Origin of the sequence: Psychrobacillus sp. FSL W7-1457 (assembly GCF_038593405.1) — a bacterium.
GTDB lineage: Bacteria > Bacillota > Bacilli > Bacillales_A > Planococcaceae > Psychrobacillus.
This window is the reverse complement of the sequence record NZ_CP151993.1, coordinates 1,938,313-1,960,819: the sequence shown is the minus strand read 5'-3', so window position 1 is coordinate 1,960,819 and position 22,507 is coordinate 1,938,313. Positions and strand designations below refer to the sequence as shown.

The following is a 22,507-nucleotide window of genomic DNA, read 5'->3' as shown; positions in this document are numbered from 1 at the left end:
GAAAGACATGTCTAAAAATTAAAACACCTCATTTATATTTTATGGTAAAATATACTAGTAAATATAAAATATTCAAAGAATGGGGTATTTATAAATGAAATTATCTAGAGTGATTGTGGGCTACTTAACTTGTTTGCTATTACTAGTTTGGACATATGATACAGCTTCCGCTGAGTCAACATGGGAAGCTAATTGTTCTTCGTACGGAGATATTAAGCAAAACCAAAATCCGACATATCAGCATATGAACTGTCTTCTTACAAATGCAGCTTTAGATGCAAATATTCCTCCAGAGATTGTGAAAGCTGTGGCTTCCAAAGAAAACGGTGGATGGAAGCAATTTGACGAAAATGGACAGCCAGTCGTTTCATTAGATCAAGGGATAGGTATTATGCAAATAACTAATCAATCAGCCTATGATCAAGAACGATTAAAATACGATGTCACCTACAATATTCAAGCTGGTGTGGAAATTCTTAAAAGTATGTATCAACGTAATGATTTACCTAAAATAAAAGGATCAGGACCAGAATTTATCGAGAGCTGGTATTTTCCAGTGATGGCTTATAACGGTATAAAACCAGCGAACAGCCCTATTTATAAATCTAACGGTTTAAAGAATAGTGAGGCATATCAGGAGAAAGTATTTTCATTTATTGAAAAGGATAGTTACTTGAACAATACTAAATTAGGAAAGCTAGACTTCCGTACAGAGGACTTTGAATATGATACTAGCAGCACTGAAAACATAGTTTTTAAGAAGAAGGAGTACACATTAACGAGTCCGATGCATTCTTCCTCATATCATTTCCAAAAAGGAGACAGGGTTAGTGTCACGATAGACAATGTAAAATTAAGATCACAGCCCAGCACTTCATCTGCTTCAACTACTATAGGCAAGAATACTGTCTTAACTATTGAAGGGAAATTTTTATATGACCAGTCACTAACAAGCATAAACCAATTCGTATGGTATCCAGTTAGAACAGCAGACAAAAAACTTGTAGGTTATATATCTTCTGCTTACATTTACAAAAATACGAATACCCAGCCTGTTAAAAAGATCATGTGGGGTAAAACAGAACTTAAGCTAGGGCAAATAGGTAAGGTTACTGTCTTATCTGATACAAACTTAGTCAAAATGGATAGCAGTGGATCGATTACAACTGTCCGTACGCTTAAAAAAGGTGAAGAATACCGTGTATATAATTACAAGAGCAACAATGGCGGATTATATGGCGTAGGCGGGGGGAGCTACATCCAGAATTCCTCCAATATAAAATACGAAACGCCATCTAAAAGCAAGTTAGCTTTACTGGGACAATAACAATCGTGTTTATATTAAAAGAACCATTCTACGGCTTGAAAAGTAGAATGGTTCTTTTTTGTTTAATTGGAAATCCAAGGTTGCAATATTGTAATGTGAACGTCATCTAAAGCGAAGGCTCTTTGTAAATGTCTCCCCTATAATAAAGTAATAGCAAGGAAGGCTTTAAAAATAGAAAAGGGGTTAAAAAACATGAAAAAATTATTTATAGTATTTCTTACGTCCATTGTTGCTGCGTCACTATTATCAGGGTGTGGGATGTTTGCAAAAGCTAATGGAGTTATATTGTACGGAGAACAACAGGATATTATAGATTCTGTAGAGCGAGATAAAAAAGAGATAATCGAAGAAGAACAGTTCACTATTAAGATGATCGAGCAAGGTCAACAAAAAGTAATGACTATGACGGAAGAAACTGCAAAAGTACTTGTAAGCAAACAGTTAATTCGAGAAATAACTGACCAAGAAAAAGGGAAATCAAAAGTAATTAAATCTCTTTCGAAAGTTTCAGAAGGTGAAGGATTAATTTTTGCTAAGCAAAAGGTGGAAAATCTGGATGCGATAGAAAAAGTAAAATATGAAGGTAATTTAATCATTGGTGAAGGAAGAACATACACAGATATGTTCCTAATCGTCAATAGTGCAGATTGGGATTCCATAAAAGGTACGGAAAAAACGATGGCTGTTCTCGAATATGATAAAGATCCGAGTGCTGATGGATTGAAATATGATGTAGAAAAAACTCAGCTAGTTAGAATAGAAAACTAATACAGTAAGGACTGTCTATTATAGGCAGTCCTATTTTATTTTCTAATTTTATTAAAATCAAACGCTTATCGTAATTACTTAGAGATAGTTTATAACAAAAATTAAAATAATTTTTTTTTTTGTCTAGTTGATATTGTGAAAAAGTAATAATATGATTCTTATATTGATTAAATTGAAAAGACTATATCTTAATGTTCTTGCTATGTATTAGAGAGAAGGTTTAACATGAAGAAGTATAAAGGTGAATTATTAATGATTATTACCGCTGTTATGTGGGGTAGCGGATTTGTTGGAATGTCAGTAGGCTTAGAACATTGGAGTGTAATGCAATTAATGGCGCTCCGTTTTACATTAGCAACAGTTCTATTAGCCATTATTTTCTCTAAAAAACTAAAACTTATTTCTAAAAGTGTTTTCTGGAAAGGTTCTATATTAGGTGCTATTTTATTTATTGCGTTTTCATTACAAACACTAGGGCTTGAGTATACAACTCCCTCTAAAAATGCCTTTTTAACAGCTATTAATGTTATCATTGTACCTATTATTGCTTATATCATTTATAAACGTCGATTTGACCACTTTGAGATTTTGGCAGCCATCATCGCGATTGTAGGTATTGGATTCTTATCTCTTCAAGATTCATTTACAATTAATCTCGGGGATATGTTATCAATACTGTGTGCATTCGCGTTTGCATTTGATATTTTTTATACGAATATCTTCGTAAAAAAAGAAGATGCATTAGCATTAACAATCGTCCAATTCTTCGTAGCTTCGATTTTTAGTTGGATTGGTGTTCTTACACTTGGAGAAATTCCTTCTTCTGCAAGTGTAGAGGGTGTTTTAACAATAATATATCTGGCTGTTTTTTGTACTCTAATTGCTTATGTATGTCAAAATATTGGAATGCAGTATGCAGATCCAACAAAATCTGCGTTAATTCTGTCGACAGAGTCCATATTTGGAACCTTTTTCTCTGTATTATTATTAGGTGAAATTTTAACAGGGAGAATGATTTTTGGATGCTGCCTGATTTTTACTGCTATTATTATCGCGGAAGTGAAACCATCCTTTAAAAAGTCTATAATAAACGCTTAACAAAAAAACTGGGCTTGCATTTTATGTGGAGTCTGGTTTTTTTATTTTTATGGTGTAAACCCCTAATTATCAATAAGTCTGATTTTTACCCTAAGGGTGTACAATCTTAACAAAAATAAATTGTCCAGAGCATTTATAAGGATTCGATATATCTGATAAAGGAAGTGGTATACGTAATCTAAATTAAATAGTTTGAACAGCATTGATCATTAAAAAAGTGAGTAAGAAGAGTTGTATTATTGTATTAGGGACTTCCGACAGTATTAACTAAATGATTTTCTTCAATCTTAATATAGAAAACAAATTCATCAAAGGGGTATAAGGAGCCTTACAAATGCAATTTGAAAAGTATAGACAAAAACAATATGGGGAGTTGATGTACGTAACCCTCCGTTACACAATTTTTATTTTAGTTTACATAATATAAATTATACGAAGTTATGTTTCATTACATAAGTATACTCGAAACAGTGAGATATTTGAGAAAAATTCGTTTTTTTAAGATTTTATCATTTATTAATCACCATGAACTTTTCATCATGTTCTATTATTAATCCTTCATTTTATAATCTTTTATTTACTGATAATTCGCAGGCTTACTTTCTATATAAAAATTCCATATGATCTTTTTCTTCCTTGTAATAGTTCAATCTATCTTGCAATGTTCCTGTGTGAAATTCAAATTTATGTCCATCTGGATCTGTAAAATATATGGATTTTTTATCTCGTTCATCTCTGGGTCTTCCAGATAGAATTTGTACCCGTTGTGTCACTAACTTTTCGTAGATGTTATCAAAATCTTCTTCTTTAATAGAAAATGCTACATGTGTATATGACTCGTGTATGTCATTTCGTGGAATGTCGTTTTCTTCATTCAGTGCCAGCCAGATTCCATTCATATCAAAATAAGCTGTACGTTTTCCCTTTACGAGCAGTTTTGCCTCAAAAACCTCTTCGTAAAATACAATCGACTTTTCCAAATTAGATACTGAGAACAACAAATGGTTTAGTCCGTTAATAGGCATACTTAACCCTCCAATAATTATAGAATTTTAGTTATCTAAAGTCTCAAATCTTTTGAGCGTATTGGTTTGAAGAAATCCACTAGGGAGTAACCTGTCTCCTCTGCTCCTCTCTTCCCTGTCATACTATATTGGTTCCTGTAAATTTGTTTAAAAATAGCTATATATCCAATGGACCGTGACAGTTTTATTAGCTCTCTTTCTACAATCCCGCTTTAAGAACATTTGTTCTCCTCCCGTAAAAATCGTCATTTTTTACAGAAAGTACTCAGTTTTTATCGTCACTTATACTTCTTTTCATATGGAAATGTCTATTAAGAGCTTATTGATCCTCATTTACGCGAGTTTATTTATTCATATTCAACCTGTAGCGTCTCTTTAGAACTTCCTCGAATATCTTAAGTCCAAGTTTCATCTAGCTTATCTGAATAGAATTCAATCGCCTTTCTATACTTTTGTATATTCTCATCATTCGTAGTGTCTAGTATGTTCTTCAGCAATAGTTCCATCGCTTGCTTGTGATCTTTTAAATTGTATTGTGTCATTGCTAAAAATACTTGCATGGCTCTATTATGTGGAAATCGTTTTAATCCCTGCTCCAAGGTTTTTAGAGACTTATCATAGTCTCCTAGTGTTCTATATGTACTTCCAAGCCCAATAAAGGCCCCTTCCTCGTCTTTTTCAGGTAGACCTAGACTAATCGCCCTCTCATAAAATGGAACAGCCTTAGACTCCTCTCCTAGAACATCGTAGCTCCAGGCATATTGATAGTTAATATAAGCGTCGTTTGGTAATTCCTTAATCAGTTGTTGTAAAACATTATTGGAATCTAACAAATGGCCCTGTTTTCTCAAATTAAGTGCTTTCTCTAACAATTGTTTCATAGTAACCTCCCTTTCCAACTTTTGTATGAGATTGTCTTCATCCCATTGCACAGATTTTTCTTACTATTTATTATAGTATAAAAGTGAATTATAAAAGAGGTGTGAATATGAATAAAATTATTGAAACGACACAAGGGTTAATTTTATCTACAAATCTTAAAAAAAGTGAAAGTAATTGGAGAGAAGATGATTGCTTCAAACTAATATATTCGATGGAAGGTAAAATGAGATACGAGTCAGCTAGAAACACTTTTTCGATTCATGAAGAAGCTTTCCTCCTCTTTAATCCCCAAGATAGACATAGACAACTAGAGGTGGACCACCATAAATTTCTAATTGAATTGAAACCTGCCTATTTGAATGAGGTTGCTTCTTCTCTCTCTGACCATAATAACCAAATTCACTTTGCACAGATACACCAAAAAAACTTTTTCATATCACAGTGGGTACAATTTGTTCATCCACTTATTCACCTAGATGAGATGGAACAAGACTCTTCTTTGGAGACCTTCCTTGACCATAGCTTTGCGCAACTTGCAATATTACTTTCAAAACAAGCAATAAGTACATTTTTATCCGATGTAAGTATTAAACAGCTGCAAACGTTACAGCCTGCTTTCTACGTTGCTGTCTGTAAGATTAAAAATGACTACCAGCATAATTGGAGTCTGGAGGAAATGGCTAAACTGTTAGATATAAGCAAATTCCAGTTTGCCCATACCTTTAAAGAACTATTTGGCATTTCCCCGTACTCTTGGCTCCAATGCTTTCGTATATTGCAAAGTCAGCAATTATTAGCTAACACAAATCAACCCATTATTTCTATCTCTAATGATTGTGGTTTTTCTTCTGTTTCCGTTTTCAATCAACTGTTTAAAAAGTTATATGGCATGACGCCAAGTTTCTTTCGTTCTTATTACCAGAAACAAATATAGAGCGGCTATAATAATCATAGACCCACCATTCATTATAAATAAAGCCTTGGTGCCAACAAACGAATATAAGAACCCGAATAAACTAAGGGAAATAACATTTGAAGTATACAGCAGGACTGCATTAAAACTAAAAGCCCTGCCTAATCGATCTGCAGGTACCAAGGTCTGTATTAAATACACTCTGGCAAGCCCAACAATTGGTATGCCTATTGCCACTATAAAAACTCCAATAAAATAGACGGCCAATTGGTTCGAAAATCCAAGAACTAATAATCCAGTACCCCATATTAAGGAGCCGATTAAATAGATTTTTAGGCTCATTTTCTTCCAAATAAAAGGGATAATTAAGTTTATTACAATTACCCCTAGCCCATACCAACCTAAAAGAAGACTATAATATTCCTCTCCCTCGTCAAATGAGTCTATTAATTGAAGCAGCAAGCCTACTTGCCATATCCAGGTATTGCAAAATACCATAAGAAAGGTAACGATGAATAGTATACGAATTGTATAATTAGTTTTTACCCAGCTAATAAAACTGAAAACAGAACGGAAGAGTCCAATTGGCTGTTCCTGATGACTAGGAGTAGTATCCTTAAACGTTAATTTGAAGATACATAACACACTCAAAATATAAGTTAAAGCATCAATGATAAAGAAATAACTAATTTGTCCAGAATGGATTAAACTAATACTAAATAATGGGGTTAAAACCTGAACCCCTCTAGTGACTGTATCTAACATACCGTTTGCTGTAGTTTGATCCTCAAGAGGAGTTATTTGCGGGAAAATAGCTCGAAAGGCTGGATTGTAAAAGCATCCAATAGTTTGAATGATAAAACTGGCTACGATTACATACCAAAAGCTTAAGAGATTCCCGTGATAGAGCACGACTAAAAGTAAAAGAATCGGTATTCTGATAACATCCAATATAATTATTAAACGTTTTTTCTGAACGCGGTCAGCCAAAGCTCCCCCAATCAATCCAAACAATAGATAAGGTAGTGCTTGTGCGATAGCCACTATTGTCGTTAGAGAGCCTGATTCCGTGAGCTCATACGATAAAAACAAAAATGCTAATCCTGATAATACATTTCCTAGTTGGGAAATACCTGCGCTAGCCAAATATAATAAGATATTTCGATTTTTCATTATGCTTCTATACATAAAATCACCTCTAGTTATAGATTAGAGGTGATTTCAAATATAAACTATACAGATATTGTGTTCATTTTGCGCAATAAGTTACTAGCTTATTTACAAGGTAGAGATTTCAACAGAAGCTGCTCCTATGTACTAAATAGCTGCTATGTTTGCTTGATTAATCGTTTACTATGTCACGGCTTATTAAAGGTATAGAAGAGAGATTGATGTTGCAAATAATCACTATTAAAAGTTAAAATTTTTATCGAAAATTTAACCTGGACAGACTTTCATAAACTTTAAGAATGGAGGGTTTGACCACAAGAAAAGCGCAAGCGCCAGGTTCAGAATTTTATAATTTAAACCATAAAAAAAGACGGGCAGCGAACTACCCATCTCGTTTGTTTAAGGAACTGGTACTCCCTTTGTTTCCTCTAAATCAACTTGTAAGCCTTCTTTTTTATTTTTCTTCGCCTTCATAAAGAAGAGTACAGTAATAATTACCGTAAAGATTAGAGCACCAATATGTGCTGTTCCGTAAGCTAATCCAAACCCAAGCTTTGCGTCATTTAGTATATAGACTGCTATCATGTCGGTAATAAAAAGTGCAGGAATTAAGCTGACATAGTAATTCTTCCCTTTTACCATTAGATACATCGTAGCAATCCATAAAGCTAGTGCAGATGTTCCTTGGTTTGCAAAAGAGAAATATCTCCATAAAATATTAAAATCTATTTTCGTTAATAGGAATGAAATTGCAAACAATGGTATCGCGATTGCAAGACGTTTAGTTAATTTTGCTTGATTGATATTTAAATAATCAGCAATAATCGAACGGGCTGCACGGAATGCTGTGTCCCCTGATGTGATCGGTAGTACAATTACACCTAATACAGCAATTGTTCCACCTACTGCTCCTAGTAAGGTCATAGATACCTCTTTAACTACTAAAGAAGCAGTACCCTCATTGATTAATCCTTGTAACCCTTGCCCATCGAACATGCTCATTGCAGCAGCAGCCCAAATCATTGCGATAACTGCTTCGGTAATCATCATTCCGTAAAAAATATACCGTCCCTGACTCTCATTTTGAGTAGTCCTAGAAATAATCGGAGATTGTGTTGCGTGAAAGCCAGATAAAGCTCCACAAGTAATCGTTAAGAATAGAATTGGGAATATAGGTAGCCCTGCTGGGTGCATATTCGTTAAAGTCAATTCAGGAATTGTATAATCAGAGAACATTAATGCTCCGCCAACTCCAAGTGTCCCGATTAATAAAACTGCACCGAAGATTGGGTAAAAGCGACCAATGATTTTGTCAATTGGTAATACTGTGGATAAGAAATAATAAATAAAGATAGCTGCAATAATATAACCTAGTGCTATTCTATTATCCAGGAGTGCGCTAAATAAGGAAGCTGGTGTAGTAACAAACACAGTACCAACTAGTAATAGCAATAAAAGTGCAAAAACATTTACTAAGTGTTTGGAAAACTTTCCTAGGAATTTCCCCGCAAGTTCAGGAATATGTGCTCCACGGTTCCGAATGGAAATCATGCCTGTTAAATAATCATGTACTGCTCCAGCAAAAATAGCTCCTACGACAATCCAGATAAAGGCAACAGGTCCATATAAAGCTCCCATGATCGGTCCGAAGATTGGTCCTGTCCCGGCTATGTTTAGTAATTGTATCAAAGCGTTTTTATTCTTGCTCATAGGTACATAATCTACCCCGTCTTGATTAGCATAGGCGGGCGTCATTCTGTCTTCTTTGGGACCAAATATTTTTTCAATAAACTTCCCGTACGTAAAATAAGCAATCACAAGGATCACAATTGCAATTAAAAAGGTAAGCATGTTTTTCCCCCTCTATAATTATTTTTTAATTTTAAATTTAAAACCTATATTTCTCAGTCGAAACATTATTCAAAAATCCTTTTATTATGTAACCGTTTTCTTGTATTTATATTTATCTTCTAAAGTAGTTATTCCTTTTTATATAATTATAATTTCTTATTATCTAACCCGTGAGGAACTCTGATGAACCCGCAATTTATTAATTATATTGCACACACAATCTCAGAATAAGATTAATACACTTTATTGATAGATCACTTTCTTGGCTATGTATGTGACCAAATGATTGAAAAGACAGCATTTCCATTCCACCGCACAACTTAAAATTTAATGTATTAATGACCGTCTATATTAGGATCACGTTGATCTCTATGCCGTCTATGAAAAAATCTCCATAAGTAATAGATGATCCAGGCAATAAAAATTATCACTTGTGGAATGTAAGTGTAATTAGGATTAATAAATAATAAGGTTATACTGCATGCGACAACTGTCGGCAATATAATATAAAACCACATCCTAACTTCCTTGTTTTTAAAACTCAAATCAAATCGCTCGCTCATCTACTCCCCACCATTTCTCAGTATGTATGCTAAGACAATAAGAAATTCATAATCTAAAGACGTATAGTTTCTCTCTCACCAGTTAATAATTCCTCTTCAGATGAATAATGCATTTTTTTCTTATTACTTGGAACTACTATTGTCCCACCTATTAAATCGTGTATAGCTCGCTTGTCTTTGCGAAATATAATCATAAAAAAGCTTACAATGTTAGTTATACCAAAACTTACAACCCCCAATAAGTATCTGCCGACTAGTTCTCTTAATAGCATATTTTTGAAGGTTACCAGTTCACCATCTACACGAACTATTTTAATGTTGAACATTTTCTTGCTAGTGGTATAGCCGATCCAAACGACTGGGAGAATCGTTAAATATAATGCAAAGATCGCGTCCCAATATTTGCTGTCTATAAAAGTTCTATCAAAATCACCTTTGACAATGTATGAAACGATAATAGTCAGTAATAAAAAGAGTAAGCTATCCACTAAAAATGCTATAATTCTTCTGGGAGCACTTGCTAGGTTAAATAATATTCTTTCCATTTTCACTCTCCTTCTCTTTAAGCAATCTTTCATTTAACTCTTTATTCAGACAAATACAATATTAATTATACTATGTAAATATAAATAAACTATTATTTTGTCAGAAAATATAGGGTTTTCCATATTTATTACTCATTTGTAGGAGTGTATACTTTGAAGCCATTTATTCATTTTCGCATCACGTATTTGGCACTTACTTTTCTCATGATCGTGTTAGGACTAGCTTCTAGAAGATATGATTACTTGCTTATAGAAGTGGTAGCCGATAATGCTGGTGACACTCTTTGGGCAGCCATGGTGTACTTCGGGGCACGATTTATTTTCGCTACTAAACCGCCTCTTCTTTCCTTATGCATCAGTTTATTCTTTTGTTTTGGAATTGAGTTTAGTCAGTTATATCAAGGTCAGTGGATGAATAGTATTCGAGGAAATACACTCGGGGCTTTAATACTTGGAAGAGGATTTTTAATCGAAGATCTGTGGAGATATACATTAGGTGTAGTTGTAGCATATTTGTTTGATGCTTTATGGAACAAGTTCCTTAAACAAACCACCTCCTAACTAAATACACTTCTTAAAATTGAAATATACTTATATGATAACCATCCTCAGGAAAATCTCCTAAATAATCTAGGTCACAGCTCATATAAAATGACTTAAGCTTGTTATTTCCGGCCCAACAGTCTAAATACATATCTTTTTTGTGTTCCTGAGAAATAGCACGGCAAAAGTTAATAATGGAGGCACCGAGGTTTTTACCTTGGTATTCAGGTATAATAGCAATTCTTCCTACATATAGACTGATTGGGTTAATATGAAGGCTATTTAGTCGATGGATAGGCTTTATCATAAAAGTTCCCACTATCTCATTATCTAGCTCCATCTTAAAGACTAAGCCTTGATTTATTTCCTCTTCCACGATTGATGCTGGCCATGGATAAGACCATTGCTCAATTCCTTTCCTTAATAGCTTCAGCGTCGTTTTGTCTAGGATATTAACAATGGAAACGAGATCATTTCTTTCAGCCAGCTTAATATTCATCTCACCACTCCCTTTAAATTGATACTAGCATAAAATATTGGTATAATCGTGTTAAGAAATGTATAAAATAAAAAAACCGCTTAGATGTTGGTAGCATCCGAGCGGCAAAATAGACTAGTTCCCTTCAATGGGGATTGGCTCTTAAGGCAAAGTAACCCATCCGAGCGCTAACTCACAGGTGGGTTACTTTTTTTGTGTCATTGAAAGTGCCAAAGTAATTAAAGCAATAATTAGCGAACCAAAGCTAATCATAATTACTAGGGATTCAAATACAGTCAAAAAGGCAGCACCTCCCTCCTGTCTCGCTTTGCCGTGACATAAGGGATCATTGTGCCAACCACCCATGAGATTACTAATCTATTTGATATCTATTATATCTCATAACTCTTCCATATATAAACTTTAATCCTTTCCTAATGTAGAGCTTCTTCTTTCTAATAATACGACGTCTCTCCAGACACCGTTCAGCTTACCCATTTGTTTTCGCGTACCGACTGTTTCAAACCCATATTTTTTATGTAAGTGAATACTTCCTTCATTTTCTGGGAAGATCATGGATTGAATTGTCCAAAATCCTTGTTCTTCACTTTCTTCGATCAGATGCTCTAATAGCTTTCCGCCAATCCCCATACCGGTCGCTGAACCAGATATATAAATGCTTACTTCAGCAACTCCAGAAAATGCCTCTCGACTTGAAATTGGGCTAAGGGCAACCCAACCTACGACTTGATCCTCCAACACCGCTACATGTCTGCAATTGGCTGTATGGTTAGCATCCCATTCCTCCCATGTAGGAGCCTCTGTTTGAAAGGTTGCATTTCCGGTTTGGATACCCTCTATAAAAATGGCGCGCACCTTTTCCCAATCGTTCTCCATCAGTTTTCTGATGACTATCTCTTTATGAATCATGCCTAATCCCTTCATTTCTCCATGTTTTCTCATATTATACGACAAGTAAATATGAGTTTATATATAAATATAATAAAAAAAACACTTCTTCAAAGGAAAAATTCCTTGTAAGAAGTGCTTTTTTAGTTAATACGCTATTACGCTAAATGAGATGGCAAATAACGCACATAGGACTAATAAGATACTCATAATAAATGAAAATATTGGTGGCATTTTTTTGATAAAGGAATAGATGCTAATAGCTAAAAAGGCCATAGCTAGAATACCAAAAGAAATACCTTTGTAATTTGCCACAAGCTCCACTGTTAAAGGAACTAAAGAGCCTTCACTAGACGGGAAGATACCGAAGGCTTGTAAAAGTGTTTCATTACTTAGCAACACATTGTTGTGTGGTGGCTCCTGCTGGCTCATAGCACCTGTTGCTGCAAAGATGAATAATACTATAACAGATTCTAACCGAGTCCAAGGTCGCGGATCTACATTTTCTTTTACACGTAGCTTTCTTTTCATCAAAAATCCATTAATGAATGCATAGCCTATCAAGGGAAGGATAAGTAAATGTTTAATCAGAAGGCTTTGACCATAAGGCTGCATCCATGAATTCGGATATTCCGTGATAGTCATCGAGTATGACATTAACGTAAGACCAGTCACAAAGATAATCGCAAAGCAAAAAACAGCCATTGTATGGAACCAGCTTAAAAAGGCTATCCAATTCTCTTTGTTAATAGAAAACCAAGCTACCATTGTTAATACACCTATCCAAACGATCACAGTCCCAAAATGGATAAAATGCGTGATAAATCCTTGTATACCATAAACAGCGTGTGAGTGAGTAGTCCAGCTCATTGCTGCGACCATCGCAAGTAGTAATCCAATCCCCAAAATAGGATAGGCAGGTGAATTTCTATCGTCAAATAAACAAATATAGACTGCTAGAAAAATGGTGATCACAATCGTTACAATCCAAGCCTTCCCTATTTCAAACGTCAATAATACTGATTCTAATACATAGAGAAAACTGTATTCCTCTAGCAAATAAATCATTATATTGAATACTGGCATAAAGGAAAATACTGCTATACCAGCAACTGCCATTAACTTTGCCTTTTTAGAAACTACAATCGTTGGCTTTAGATCTTCTGGGATGAGTGAAAATATAAAGCTCCCCATTAACAATGCAAAGCAGGCATATAGAAAGGCTTCGCTAATGGTTGATAAAAGCATCATCATTTTTTATTTCGCCCATTTATCACCCAAAAACTAGCCGCTAAAACAATTACTAAACCGATAATCATCCATATAAAGAAACCGTTGGAGGATGAGTCACTTCCCACCTCGTTTGTCTCTACGATAGGAGCAGTTTCTTCAACATCAGTCTCAGCTTCTTCAGTTACCTCCACTGGATTTTCAACAACAGGAAGATTTACGGTAAATGATAGGTCTCCTTGAATCGGATGTCCATCAGCACCTATGATATTCCATGTTAGTGTATACTCTCCATTATCCATACCTTCTACTGTTCCAGTCATTAAATCATCGACCACAACAATGTCTTTTACCGGAATCTCTTTATTATTTGTTCCTTTTATTTTAAAAGAACTAGTTTGTTCTATCTTAGTTAAAAAAGTAAGTGTTATTTCTTCTATTGGATCTGTGATTGTACTGCCATCCGAAGGATTTGAGCTTTCTAAACCTGTATGAGCAAAAGCTTTCCCTCCAAATAGAAATAAACAGATCGCAAATAAGCTTAATATTTTTTTCATAAGTTTGACCTCCAAAGTAGTATGTATGCTTAAATAAATATAGTGCTCTCTATTACTTATACCACATTCTATAGAATTACGATAAAGATTGAATTTTACAATCAATCTCTCTAATATGGAAGATGTAAACTATTATAAAGGGAGAGATTCATATGGCTAAATCACATGCCAAGAAAAAAAGACTTCATCAGCTAAGAACAACTGGAAAAGATGTATCATCGCTGAGAAATGACATTGAATTCAGCACTCATGTTAGAAAAACTAAGACTAAAAAGGAAAAATTGCATCACCTTCATAACAAACATAAAAAGCATTTCCAACAAGGTTTATACCCCGATGGAAATGCTTTTTATTATGTTCATGCAGTTGGTATCTGAAACGATAGCTTTCTTTTTTGAATTTGCAACAGAAAAATAGTTGTTAACCCTATACTAAATACACCGAATATGACCATCATGTACGGAAGACCAATTAAATCTAACATGGCACCTGTCGATAACAAAACAATTTGGAACGAAATTCGGTCCAGCATATTTCGAAAAGAGAAGAATCGACCATGATACTCTTTCGGCACTTGCTTTTGGAAAATGGTTAATGCTGTTGGATAAAAACAGCCAATAGAGAAACCAAACAAAGCAAAGCTTACTAGTGTTAATATTGGGTTTGCAACAAAATACATAGATATCTCAGCAAGACCAATGACAAATACGAAAGTGAAGAGAATAGATTTAGTGCTATATCTTTTCCCAATATACTTAATAGCAAGGGTACCAATCATGAAGGCTACACCCTCGACTGCATAAATGACTCCCTTTATAGAAGATGAATCTTGAATCTCACTAATATTAATGACGATCAAGTTAAAGGAACCTAAAAATAAAACAGGTATTAAGGTTAGGAGTAGTGTAAGCATGACAGGCATATTCCCTTTAAGCATAGGAAAAACCTCTTTAAAACCATCTCTTCTAGGTCCATTACTCACTAGTATTTTTTCTTTAGCAGTTTCGTCGATTCGGAGCATAAAAGTAAATGCAAGAATACCTGCATAAGCAATCATTGAAATAATATACAGAGATTGGATGGGCCAGTAAACTAATGCAAGACCTCCAATTGCAGTACCTGCTACTCTAGCAATAGTGGAAACATTCATATGCCAACCATTTAACTGAAGTAAATCCTCATCCTTAACAATTAACGGCAGAGTAGCCTGTAAAGCTGGAAAGTAAAAGGACGCGGATACCTGCAGACTTATTAGAAATAATAACATCCACCAAATGGATCCTGTAGCAATAGCAACAAACATAAATAACACACTAAATAGTCGACCGATACCAGAAAGGATTAATACCTTTTTTTTATTGGACTGGTCGATGATTCTCCCTGCTAGCGGGCCTACAAGAATTCCTGCAAGTAAACCACTAGCAAGCAGCAAGGACTTATGGAAATCAGAGGGGACCTTTTCCTGCATAAATTCCAGGTTTCCTATTATACCGCTCCAAAGTCCTAAGCCAGCAACTAATTCCCCTATTAGAACAATCCAAACGTTTCTATTTCTCCACATATCCTTTTTCCCTCTTTTAGGATTCTTGTTCTACTGGCTTCTTCCAAGCTCTTAGAAGTTGCCCATCCTTCTCTGTATCTATCACAAATGAGCCATTAGAATAACGATCTGTCGGACGGAAGCTATTCACTTCAATCGTTTCCTGATGTCCTTTTACCGTTTCTACTACTAAGCCTTCTGACTTGTTAGCTAGAACAACTGCAAACACGCGATGCGGGTTAGTTTTTAATTCTCTAAGTGTCACAAGTCCTCTTTTTGCCCGAGCTCCTGGCTCGACTTCAGAAAGGTGCATTCGTTTAATGGAACCACGCTGAGTGATCAGCATAATGTCTTCCGTACTTTGTTGTGATATTACGTTTACACTTACGACATAATCATCCTCTTTAAGATTGATCCCTTTAACGCCACTAGTTTTTACTCCTGTTATTGGCACTTCGTCTAAAGAGAAGCGAACAGAATAACTTAAATGCGTTGTCATAAGTATTTCATCTGATGGCGCTACTAGCTGAGCTAATATAACCTCATCCGTTGACTTGAGTTTAATCGTTTTTATAGGTCTAGCATAGCGTTGCACTACATAATCCGAAAGAAGTGATCGTTTGATCTGACCTTCTTTTGTTGCAGTTAAAACACATAAGTCTAAATCAAATGATTCAATTCCAATAACATTGATAATGGTCTCATTTGTATCAAGAGGAACAATGCTAGATATGTGCTGTCCAAGATCCTTCCAGCGAATATCAGGTAATTCATGCACCGGCTGATAAATGTAATTTCCTTTAGAAGTGAACAATAGCAGGTGATGCTGCGTATTGATGGACTCCTGATAAAGAAGATAATCAGACTCTTTTATAGCAAAGTCCTGTCCACTGGATGCGTTAAAGGATCTCATGCCTGTTCGTTTAATGTAGCCATCCTTTGTAACCGTAACGATAACCTCTTCAGATGGTATAAGCACATCTAAAGTAACCTTTATCTCTTCGATTTCATTTTCGATAACTGATTTACGTTGTTCAGCAAACTGCTTACGAACAACCTGTAGTTCTTTCTTGATGGTTTTCATCAAAACAGATTCCTTCGCAAGTATGTTTTCTAAACTCGTGATTAGCAGATTTAATTTTTTCTCTTCCTCTTGTAGCTCCGTTATATCTGTATTAGTTAAACGATATAGCTGCAAGGAAACGATTGCCTCCGCCTGTGCCTCAGAAAAGTCAAAGGATTTAATCAGATTGTTTTTGGCATCTTTTTTATCCTTAGAAGCACGTATCGTCTTAATAACTTCATCTAAAATAGATAAGGCTTTCATCAAACCTGAGACAATATGGAGGCGCTCTTGAGCTTTATTCAGATCATGAATTGTTCTACGAGTAACAACCTCTTTTTGATGATTGATATATGCATCAAGTAATAAAGGCAATGTCATCATAGTTGGTCTACGATTATGAATGGCGATCATATTAAAATTATAGGTGATTTGTAAATCTGTATTTTTAAATAAGTATTGTAATATACCATGAGCATCAATTTCTTTTTTCATCTCTATTACAATACGCAATCCAGTTCGGTCTGATTCATCTCGAACATCTGCAATTCCATCTAAACGTTTGTCTAATCGTTGCTCGTCAATTTTTTTGACTAGATTAGCCTTATTGATTTCATATGGAATTTCAGTTATGACGATTTGTTCTTTACCGCCTTTGATGGTTTCAATTTCAGCCTTAGAGCGAACAACGATTTTGCCTTTGCCCGTTTCATAAGCTTTTTTAATCCCCTCTACGCCTTGGATAATCCCACCTGTTGGAAAATCTGGCCCTTTAATAACAGTCATGAGTTCGTCCACAGTACATGCTGGATTCTCCATGCGCATTAAAACGGCATCAAGCGCCTCGTGTAGAGCATGTGGAGGTATATCTGTTGCATATCCTGCGGATATCCCAGTTGCACCGTTTACTAGTAAATTAGGAAAACGAGCGGGGAGAACCATAGGCTCCATGTCCGAGTCATCGAAGTTAGGAATATAATCCACCGTATTCTTATTAATATCTCTTAATAGCTCATGAGAAATCGCAGAAAGCCTTGCTTCTGTATAACGCATAGCAGCGGGTGGATCTCCGTCCACTGAACCGTTGTTCCCATGCATTTCAACTAGCATATGTCGCAATTTCCAGTCCTGACTCATACGCACCATCGCTTCATAGACTGAAGAGTCACCATGAGGATGGTAGTTACCAATTACAACTCCAACGGTCTTAGCTGACTTACGAAACGCCTTGTCATTGGTGTTCCCTTCCTGAAGCATGGCAAATAATATACGACGCTGAACTGGCTTAAGTCCATCTCTAGCATCAGGTAAAGCGCGGTCTTGAATGATGTATTTACTATAACGTCCAAACCGATCACCTAGTACTTCTTCTAAGGGTAAATTTTGATATCTTTCGGTTTGTGTCATACTAATTCATCCTCCGTGTGAATTCTGTCATTTTCTAAGATGTTAGAATCATCATCTAAACTAAAGTCAACATTTGCTTCTATCCATTTTCTGCGAGGTTCTACTTTATCCCCCATTAGAGTTGTTATATGTCTCTCGGCACGTGCCCCATCTTCAATCGTTACTCGTATTAAAGTTCGAGTGTCAGGATTCATAGTTGTATCCCATAATTGATCGGCATTCATCTCACCAAGACCTTTATAACGTTGTAGCATAACGCCTTTTCCAATTCTCTCCATCGCTGCATTGAGTTCTTTTTCGGTCCATGCATATTCGGAGACCTCTTTTTTCCCCATTCCTCTATATACCTTGTACAAAGGAGGCATGGCGATATAGATTTTGCCGTTTTCAATCAATGGCTTCATATATCGATAGAAGAACGTCAACAATAGTACCTGGATATGTGCTCCATCTGTATCGGCATCGGTCATAATGACGATTTTGTCGTAAGCAATATCTTCTATTTTGAAGTCTGCTCCAACTCCACCACCAATTGCATGGATAATCGTAGCAATTTCGATGTTCTTCATGATGTCAGTAAGCTTAGCCTTCTCCGTATTTATAACCTTTCCTCTTAGGGGAAGGATAGCTTGGAAAGTTCGATCTCTACCTTGCTTAGCAGAACCTCCAGCAGAGTCACCCTCTACTAGATAAAGCTCGTTTTTCTTTGCATTTCTAGATTGAGCAGGAGTAAGTTTACCTGATAATAACTCGGATGGTTTGCGCTTTTTCCCATTTCGAGCATCTTCACGTGCTTTTCTTGCTGCTTCTCGAGCATGCTGAGCACGAATCCCTTTTCGGATTAAAGAGGCGGACAACTCGGAGTTTTCTTCGAGGATGTATTGTAGCTTTTCAGACACAACAGAATCTACCGCACTTCTTGCTTCACTAGTACCCAGTTTCCCTTTCGTTTGCCCTTCGAATTGCAAAAGATTCTCGGGAATTCTAAGAGATACGATAGCGGAGATTCCTTCACGAATGTCCGAGCCATCTAAGTTTTTATCTTTTTCCTTTAATAATCCTGTTTTTCTAGCATAATCATTAAATACACGTGTCAACGCCGACTTGGCACCTGTTTCATGTGTACCGCCGTCTCTAGTTCTCACGTTATTTACAAAGGATAAAATCGTTTCTGAATAGCCGTCATTAAACTGGAAAGCGAATTCCACTTCAATTTCTTCGTGGCTGCCTTCCATATAAAACACTGGATGTAAAACGTCTTTCTCTTCATTCAAATAAGCAACGAAAGCTTCGATGCCTGTTTCATAATAAAACACATCGTGGGCTTCGGTACGTTCATCAAATAATTCGATTTTTAATCCTTTTAAGAGGAAAGCGGATTCTCTAAGTCTTTCGCAAAGTGTTTCATAGTTAAATTTAGTAGTAGAGAAGATTTTGGTATCTGGTAAGAAATGTACGGATGTTCCCGTTTCTTTTGTAGTCCCTATTTGGTTTAGCGATTCGACTACTTTCCCACCATTTTCAAAGCGTTGTGCAAATTTTTTCCCATCTCTATGAATGACTACATCTACATATGAGGAGAGAGCATTTACTACAGAAGCACCTACACCATGTAGACCTCCACTTGTTTTATAGCCGCCTTGTCCAAATTTACCACCTGCGTGTAGTACAGTAAAAATTACTTCCGCAGTAGGAACGCCTGTCTTATGCATACCAGTAGGCATACCTCGTCCAAAATCTCTTACCGTTATACTTTGGTCTGAATGGATTGTAACTATAATATGTTCACCGAATCCAGCAAGGCTTTCATCCACCGCATTATCTACTATTTCATAGACCAAATGGTGAAGACCTCTAGAATCTGTTGATCCAATATACATTCCCGGTCTTTTTCTTACGGCCTCCAAGCCCTCAAGCACCTGAATATCATCATCGCCATAGCTTGTTAAATTATTGTTTTTACTCAATTCGTTCCCTCCAAAAAAACAAAACGTTTGTTCTTCTTTCTATTTAAGCCTACAAACAGATTGTCATTATGTCAATAGCGCTGAAGGACAGGCCAGACTTCAATTGTAGTGAAAGTTCAATTAGAATGCAATCTACCCTTTTCATGCATTCTCTATTCACCTAGATAATTCCTTCTTTACTTTTAAACAATGTTTTCATCCAGTTGCTTAAAAGACCAATTGTATATTAAGTATATCGTATAAACTTGGAATTTTTCATTAGGAACCTACTTAAATTTTTTTTATAATAGGTTTTACACTTACTTTGAGGTCCAAAAAGACTTATATTGCGCTCGAACTCTCCGTTATAACGACATTACTTGTCATTGAATAAAAAGTTGTCTACATGGTAAAATAAGAAAGTTATTATATTCATTAATAGATACATATAGAAGGAGCACACTATGACAATATTCATTTTACTTTTGCTTGCTTATTTAATCGGATCAATTCCATCAGGATTATGGGTTGGAAAGCTATTTTATAACATTGATATACGTGAGCATGGTAGTGGCAATCTTGGTGGAACTAACACTTTCCGAACGCTCGGTAAAAAGGCTGGGTTGGCCGTAACAATTATGGACATTCTTAAAGGGACAGCAGCCACTTTGTTAGGCTTGCTTCCGTTTTTTGCTTCAACAAACGTGCATCCTCTAATTTTAGGGGTAGTTGCTGTAATTGGACATATTTATCCTGTGTTCGCTGGGTTTAAAGGCGGAAAAGCAGTGGCTACATCAGGAGGGATCCTATTAGGCTATAACTGGCCGATATTTGTAATTTTAGTAGTAGGATTTTTTATTATATTAAAAATAACCAAAATGGTATCTCTAACCTCTATGTGTTTAGCCATCATTGCACTCATTTACTCTATTGTTTACTATTTTACGGTCAAAGAAGATTGGCCACTAATCGTAATCGTACTTTTGCTTGCAATCTTTATTTTCTATCGTCATCGTTCGAATATAGAGCGCATTAAAAATGGAACTGAGCCAAAGGTCAAGTGGATTTAACTATTGAATCGAAGCTTCCTGCTGCTAAAGAGTTAAACAAATTCTTTGCTGAACCTATTAAAAAGCTTTAGACTAAACCCATGAAAAACATCGTAAAATTTAAAGAAAGCTTGGTGGTTCGCATGAAAATCAATATCTCTAGTGATGCTTTAAAATGGTTCCGCGAGGAAATGGAAGCAGAAAAAGGAGACAAAATTCGTTTCTATGCTCGATATGGAGGCTCAAGTCCAATACAAGAGGCTTTCTCACTAGGTGTGACAAAGGATACTCCATTCGAACCATCTGTAACTCTCTTACATGAAGAGATCATGTTCTTTATAGAAGAGAGAGATGAATGGTATTTCACTGGACATGACCTTTATGTTTCATTTAATGACCAATCAAATGAGCTTGAATATTCCTATAAAAAAAGCTAGATAGCGAAAGGCAGTAACGTTTTCAAAAGCGTTACTGCCTTTTTTATTGAAAAGGCTATTTAAATGACTTGTTTGATTTTTCGTAAGATAGTTTTGTTTAAAGTGTTACACTTAAACTTCATAGGTTAGTCTAAGTAGGATTGAGCATTAATACGTTGAATACTTTAGGACATATATTTACTTATCCTTCTTCAACCCGTAAATAAATATAATTAAACTTATTATAAAAAAGACAGAAAAAAATAATTTGAAAAGTATATGTGAGGTTACTGCTTCGGATACTTCTCCCGTCAGTTGTCCAATCCGTAAACATGAATAAATAAATCCTAATGAAAATAAGAAAACAAAGCCCATTGCCTTGTATGAAAATGAAATCATCATGTAACCTCCTCTTCTGGTAAATTTTATCATATGGATGAAGTTTTATATAGACAATATTATGATGAAGGTACTTAATTAACTAACGGGTTGTGTTAGAAAAAAATAATATCAAAGTAAAATGAGCCAGGATAAAATATCCTAGCTCATCTTTTATGAGTATTTTTATCAACCTATCCCTTTAACATAGCCATTCAAAAAAGAGCGGTTATTAGACATTCCATTGTAAGTATTTAAGGAATTTTAATTTTTATACTGTCTACCCTGGCTGATTTTATAAAAAACTACAAAAATCGTAATTGTGGTAAAATTAGGGTTATAGTACAATTTGAGGGAGTATAGTTTTCACTAATATTTATTTGTTTGGAATATGACTTTTCTAAAAAGAGGGAGGAATTTATCATGCTATTTATGTTAATCGTAAAAGCCTCAAGGAATTCAGAAGCCGGAAATCTCCCAAGCCCAGAGCTCATGGAAGCCATGACAAAATTTAATGAGGATCTAGTGAAGGCAGGCGTACGTGTTATGGCTAAAGGATTACATCCAAGTTCCAATGGGATTCGCCTCTCATTCCCTATACCCGGGGAAAAGCCAGTGGTTTCGGAAGGTCCATTTACGGAAACACAAGATTTAATTGCAGGGTTTATACTGATTGAAGTGGAATCAAAAGAAGAAGCGGTTGAGTGGGCGATGAAGATGCCTGACCCTCAAGGATATGGGGAAGGTCAGATTGAATTACGTCAAGTCTTTTAACGAACACCATCTTCTATGGATGCATTCTTACTTAAAAACAAAATAAATGAGCTTGGATGCGAATCCAAGCTCACT

22 protein-coding genes are annotated in these 22,507 nt (G+C 35.6%); 9 read left to right on the top strand and 13 right to left on the bottom strand.

Going from position 1 to position 22,507, the window contains the following annotated elements; genetic code table 11:
* Positions 1-94: 94 nt before the first annotated feature.
* The 3 genes from NSQ95_RS09415 to NSQ95_RS09405 all read left to right on the top strand — a co-directional run bounded on the left by NSQ95_RS09415 (position 95) and on the right by NSQ95_RS09405 (position 3,193).
* Positions 95-1,327, top strand: a complete 1,233-nt coding sequence (locus tag NSQ95_RS09415) for a transglycosylase SLT domain-containing protein (RefSeq protein ID WP_342560764.1) — start codon at positions 95-97, stop codon at positions 1,325-1,327.
* A gap of 192 nt (positions 1,328-1,519) precedes the next feature.
* Positions 1,520-2,095 (top strand): lipoprotein BA_5634 family protein, encoded by a 576-nt coding sequence (locus tag NSQ95_RS09410; RefSeq protein ID WP_340883517.1) that lies wholly within the window; start codon positions 1,520-1,522, stop codon positions 2,093-2,095.
* Positions 2,096-2,320: 225 nt separating this feature from the next.
* Positions 2,321-3,193, top strand: coding sequence for a DMT family transporter (locus NSQ95_RS09405; RefSeq protein ID WP_342560763.1), 873 nt, complete (start codon positions 2,321-2,323; stop codon positions 3,191-3,193).
* A gap of 596 nt (positions 3,194-3,789) precedes the next feature.
* On the opposite strand, the gene fosM is transcribed toward NSQ95_RS09405, so the two are convergent.
* Together fosM and NSQ95_RS09395 are read right to left on the bottom strand one after the other, a co-directional pair.
* On the bottom strand, positions 3,790-4,218 hold the full coding sequence (fosM, locus tag NSQ95_RS09400; RefSeq protein ID WP_342560762.1) for a FosM family fosfomycin resistance protein: 429 nt from the start codon (positions 4,216-4,218) through the stop codon (positions 3,790-3,792).
* A gap of 395 nt (positions 4,219-4,613) precedes the next feature.
* The gene (locus tag NSQ95_RS09395; protein ID WP_342560761.1) at positions 4,614-5,099 is read right to left on the bottom strand and encodes a tetratricopeptide repeat protein; all 486 of its coding nucleotides are present in this window, start codon (positions 5,097-5,099) and stop codon (positions 4,614-4,616) included.
* A gap of 107 nt (positions 5,100-5,206) precedes the next feature.
* Here NSQ95_RS09395 and NSQ95_RS09390 point away from each other — a divergent pair, with 107 nt between their 5' ends.
* On the top strand, positions 5,207-6,034 hold the full coding sequence (locus tag NSQ95_RS09390; RefSeq protein ID WP_342560760.1) for an AraC family transcriptional regulator: 828 nt from the start codon (positions 5,207-5,209) through the stop codon (positions 6,032-6,034).
* On the opposite strand, the gene NSQ95_RS09385 is transcribed toward NSQ95_RS09390, so the two are convergent.
* The 3 genes from NSQ95_RS09385 to NSQ95_RS09375 form a co-directional block, all read right to left on the bottom strand.
* A complete protein-coding gene (locus NSQ95_RS09385; RefSeq protein WP_342560759.1) occupies positions 5,981-7,201 on the bottom strand; it encodes an MFS transporter in 1,221 nt (406 codons plus the stop codon). The genes NSQ95_RS09390 and NSQ95_RS09385 overlap by 54 nt on opposite strands.
* A gap of 381 nt (positions 7,202-7,582) precedes the next feature.
* Positions 7,583-9,034 (bottom strand): carbon starvation CstA family protein, encoded by a 1,452-nt coding sequence (locus tag NSQ95_RS09380; RefSeq protein ID WP_342560758.1) that lies wholly within the window; start codon positions 9,032-9,034, stop codon positions 7,583-7,585.
* A gap of 616 nt (positions 9,035-9,650) precedes the next feature.
* Complete coding sequence (locus NSQ95_RS09375; protein WP_342560757.1) at positions 9,651-10,142, bottom strand: RDD family protein; 492 nt, start codon at positions 10,140-10,142, stop codon at positions 9,651-9,653.
* A gap of 153 nt (positions 10,143-10,295) precedes the next feature.
* Here NSQ95_RS09375 and NSQ95_RS09370 point away from each other — a divergent pair, with 153 nt between their 5' ends.
* A complete protein-coding gene (locus NSQ95_RS09370; protein WP_342560756.1) occupies positions 10,296-10,703 on the top strand; it encodes a DUF2809 domain-containing protein in 408 nt (135 codons plus the stop codon).
* Positions 10,704-10,716: 13 nt separating this feature from the next.
* Here NSQ95_RS09370 and NSQ95_RS09365 read toward each other — a convergent pair whose 3' ends face one another.
* The 5 genes from NSQ95_RS09365 to NSQ95_RS09345 all read right to left on the bottom strand — a co-directional run bounded on the left by NSQ95_RS09365 (position 10,717) and on the right by NSQ95_RS09345 (position 13,859).
* Positions 10,717-11,184: a GNAT family N-acetyltransferase gene (locus NSQ95_RS09365; protein WP_342560755.1), complete on the bottom strand. Its 468-nt coding sequence runs from the start codon at positions 11,182-11,184 to the stop codon at positions 10,717-10,719.
* A 183-nt stretch (positions 11,185-11,367) separates the two neighbouring features.
* Positions 11,368-11,463 carry a putative holin-like toxin gene (locus tag NSQ95_RS09360; protein ID WP_222123056.1) on the bottom strand — a complete coding sequence of 32 codons (96 nt, stop codon included), beginning with the start codon at positions 11,461-11,463 and terminating at the stop codon, positions 11,368-11,370.
* Positions 11,464-11,586: 123 nt separating this feature from the next.
* Positions 11,587-12,093 carry an N-acetyltransferase family protein gene (locus NSQ95_RS09355; protein WP_342560754.1) on the bottom strand — a complete coding sequence of 169 codons (507 nt, stop codon included), beginning with the start codon at positions 12,091-12,093 and terminating at the stop codon, positions 11,587-11,589.
* A 126-nt stretch (positions 12,094-12,219) separates the two neighbouring features.
* A complete protein-coding gene (locus tag NSQ95_RS09350) occupies positions 12,220-13,326 on the bottom strand; it encodes a CopD family protein (protein WP_342560753.1) in 1,107 nt (368 codons plus the stop codon).
* Positions 13,323-13,859, bottom strand: coding sequence for a copper resistance CopC family protein (locus NSQ95_RS09345; RefSeq protein ID WP_342560752.1), 537 nt, complete (start codon positions 13,857-13,859; stop codon positions 13,323-13,325). Before NSQ95_RS09345 ends, NSQ95_RS09350 begins: the two co-directional genes overlap by 4 nt.
* Before the next feature lie 152 nt (positions 13,860-14,011).
* On the opposite strand from NSQ95_RS09345, the gene NSQ95_RS09340 reads away from it, so the two are divergent.
* Positions 14,012-14,236 (top strand): hypothetical protein, encoded by a 225-nt coding sequence (locus tag NSQ95_RS09340; RefSeq protein WP_342560751.1) that lies wholly within the window; start codon positions 14,012-14,014, stop codon positions 14,234-14,236.
* Here NSQ95_RS09340 and NSQ95_RS09335 read toward each other — a convergent pair.
* Genes NSQ95_RS09335 through parE form a run of 3 tightly spaced genes read right to left on the bottom strand, consistent with a single transcriptional unit; the run spans position 14,218 to position 19,836 of the window.
* Positions 14,218-15,420 (bottom strand): MFS transporter, encoded by a 1,203-nt coding sequence (locus NSQ95_RS09335; RefSeq protein ID WP_342560750.1) that lies wholly within the window; start codon positions 15,418-15,420, stop codon positions 14,218-14,220. The two genes, NSQ95_RS09340 and NSQ95_RS09335, sit on opposite strands and share 19 nt — an antisense overlap.
* A 16-nt stretch (positions 15,421-15,436) precedes the next feature.
* Entirely contained in the window at positions 15,437-17,869 is a 2,433-nt protein-coding gene (gene parC, locus NSQ95_RS09330) for a DNA topoisomerase IV subunit A (protein ID WP_342560749.1), read from the bottom strand.
* Positions 17,866-19,836: a DNA topoisomerase IV subunit B gene (gene parE, locus NSQ95_RS09325; RefSeq protein WP_251553141.1), complete on the bottom strand. Its 1,971-nt coding sequence runs from the start codon at positions 19,834-19,836 to the stop codon at positions 17,866-17,868. The genes parC and parE overlap by 4 nt, the downstream gene beginning before the upstream one ends.
* A 443-nt stretch (positions 19,837-20,279) precedes the next feature.
* On the opposite strand from parE, the gene plsY reads away from it, so the two are divergent.
* From plsY to NSQ95_RS09310, 3 genes are all read left to right on the top strand, one after another.
* Positions 20,280-20,885: a glycerol-3-phosphate 1-O-acyltransferase PlsY gene (gene plsY / locus NSQ95_RS09320; RefSeq protein WP_251553142.1), complete on the top strand. Its 606-nt coding sequence runs from the start codon at positions 20,280-20,282 to the stop codon at positions 20,883-20,885.
* A gap of 122 nt (positions 20,886-21,007) precedes the next feature.
* Complete coding sequence (locus NSQ95_RS09315) at positions 21,008-21,301, top strand: HesB/YadR/YfhF family protein (RefSeq protein ID WP_251553143.1); 294 nt, start codon at positions 21,008-21,010, stop codon at positions 21,299-21,301.
* Between the two features lie 780 nt (positions 21,302-22,081).
* Positions 22,082-22,432 (top strand): YciI family protein, encoded by a 351-nt coding sequence (locus NSQ95_RS09310; protein WP_342560748.1) that lies wholly within the window; start codon positions 22,082-22,084, stop codon positions 22,430-22,432.
* Positions 22,433-22,507 lie beyond the last annotated feature (75 nt).

What these genes read in the sequence shown, in the direction of transcription:
- NSQ95_RS09335 (WP_342560750.1), bottom strand. Translation starts at nt 15,420, where the DNA reads ATGTGGAGAAATAGAAACGTTTGGATTGTTCTAATAGGGGAATTAGTT.
- NSQ95_RS09350 (WP_342560753.1), bottom strand. Translation starts at nt 13,326, where the DNA reads ATGATGATGCTTTTATCAACCATTAGCGAAGCCTTTCTATATGCCTGC.
- NSQ95_RS09405 (WP_342560763.1), top strand. Translation starts at nt 2,321, where the DNA reads ATGAAGAAGTATAAAGGTGAATTATTAATGATTATTACCGCTGTTATG.
- NSQ95_RS09410 (WP_340883517.1), top strand. Translation starts at nt 1,520, where the DNA reads ATGAAAAAATTATTTATAGTATTTCTTACGTCCATTGTTGCTGCGTCA.
- fosM (WP_342560762.1), bottom strand. Translation starts at nt 4,218, where the DNA reads ATGCCTATTAACGGACTAAACCATTTGTTGTTCTCAGTATCTAATTTG.
- NSQ95_RS09355 (WP_342560754.1), bottom strand. Translation starts at nt 12,093, where the DNA reads ATGATTCATAAAGAGATAGTCATCAGAAAACTGATGGAGAACGATTGG.
- NSQ95_RS09385 (WP_342560759.1), bottom strand. Translation starts at nt 7,201, where the DNA reads ATGTATAGAAGCATAATGAAAAATCGAAATATCTTATTATATTTGGCT.
- NSQ95_RS09375 (WP_342560757.1), bottom strand. Translation starts at nt 10,142, where the DNA reads ATGGAAAGAATATTATTTAACCTAGCAAGTGCTCCCAGAAGAATTATA.
- NSQ95_RS09315 (WP_251553143.1), top strand. Translation starts at nt 21,008, where the DNA reads ATGAAAATCAATATCTCTAGTGATGCTTTAAAATGGTTCCGCGAGGAA.
- NSQ95_RS09390 (WP_342560760.1), top strand. Translation starts at nt 5,207, where the DNA reads ATGAATAAAATTATTGAAACGACACAAGGGTTAATTTTATCTACAAAT.
- NSQ95_RS09380 (WP_342560758.1), bottom strand. Translation starts at nt 9,034, where the DNA reads ATGCTTACCTTTTTAATTGCAATTGTGATCCTTGTGATTGCTTATTTT.
- NSQ95_RS09310 (WP_342560748.1), top strand. Translation starts at nt 22,082, where the DNA reads ATGCTATTTATGTTAATCGTAAAAGCCTCAAGGAATTCAGAAGCCGGA.
- NSQ95_RS09340 (WP_342560751.1), top strand. Translation starts at nt 14,012, where the DNA reads ATGGCTAAATCACATGCCAAGAAAAAAAGACTTCATCAGCTAAGAACA.
- NSQ95_RS09415 (WP_342560764.1), top strand. Translation starts at nt 95, where the DNA reads ATGAAATTATCTAGAGTGATTGTGGGCTACTTAACTTGTTTGCTATTA.
- NSQ95_RS09345 (WP_342560752.1), bottom strand. Translation starts at nt 13,859, where the DNA reads ATGAAAAAAATATTAAGCTTATTTGCGATCTGTTTATTTCTATTTGGA.
- plsY (WP_251553142.1), top strand. Translation starts at nt 20,280, where the DNA reads ATGACAATATTCATTTTACTTTTGCTTGCTTATTTAATCGGATCAATT.
- NSQ95_RS09395 (WP_342560761.1), bottom strand. Translation starts at nt 5,099, where the DNA reads ATGAAACAATTGTTAGAGAAAGCACTTAATTTGAGAAAACAGGGCCAT.
- parC (WP_342560749.1), bottom strand. Translation starts at nt 17,869, where the DNA reads ATGACACAAACCGAAAGATATCAAAATTTACCCTTAGAAGAAGTACTA.
- NSQ95_RS09365 (WP_342560755.1), bottom strand. Translation starts at nt 11,184, where the DNA reads ATGAATATTAAGCTGGCTGAAAGAAATGATCTCGTTTCCATTGTTAAT.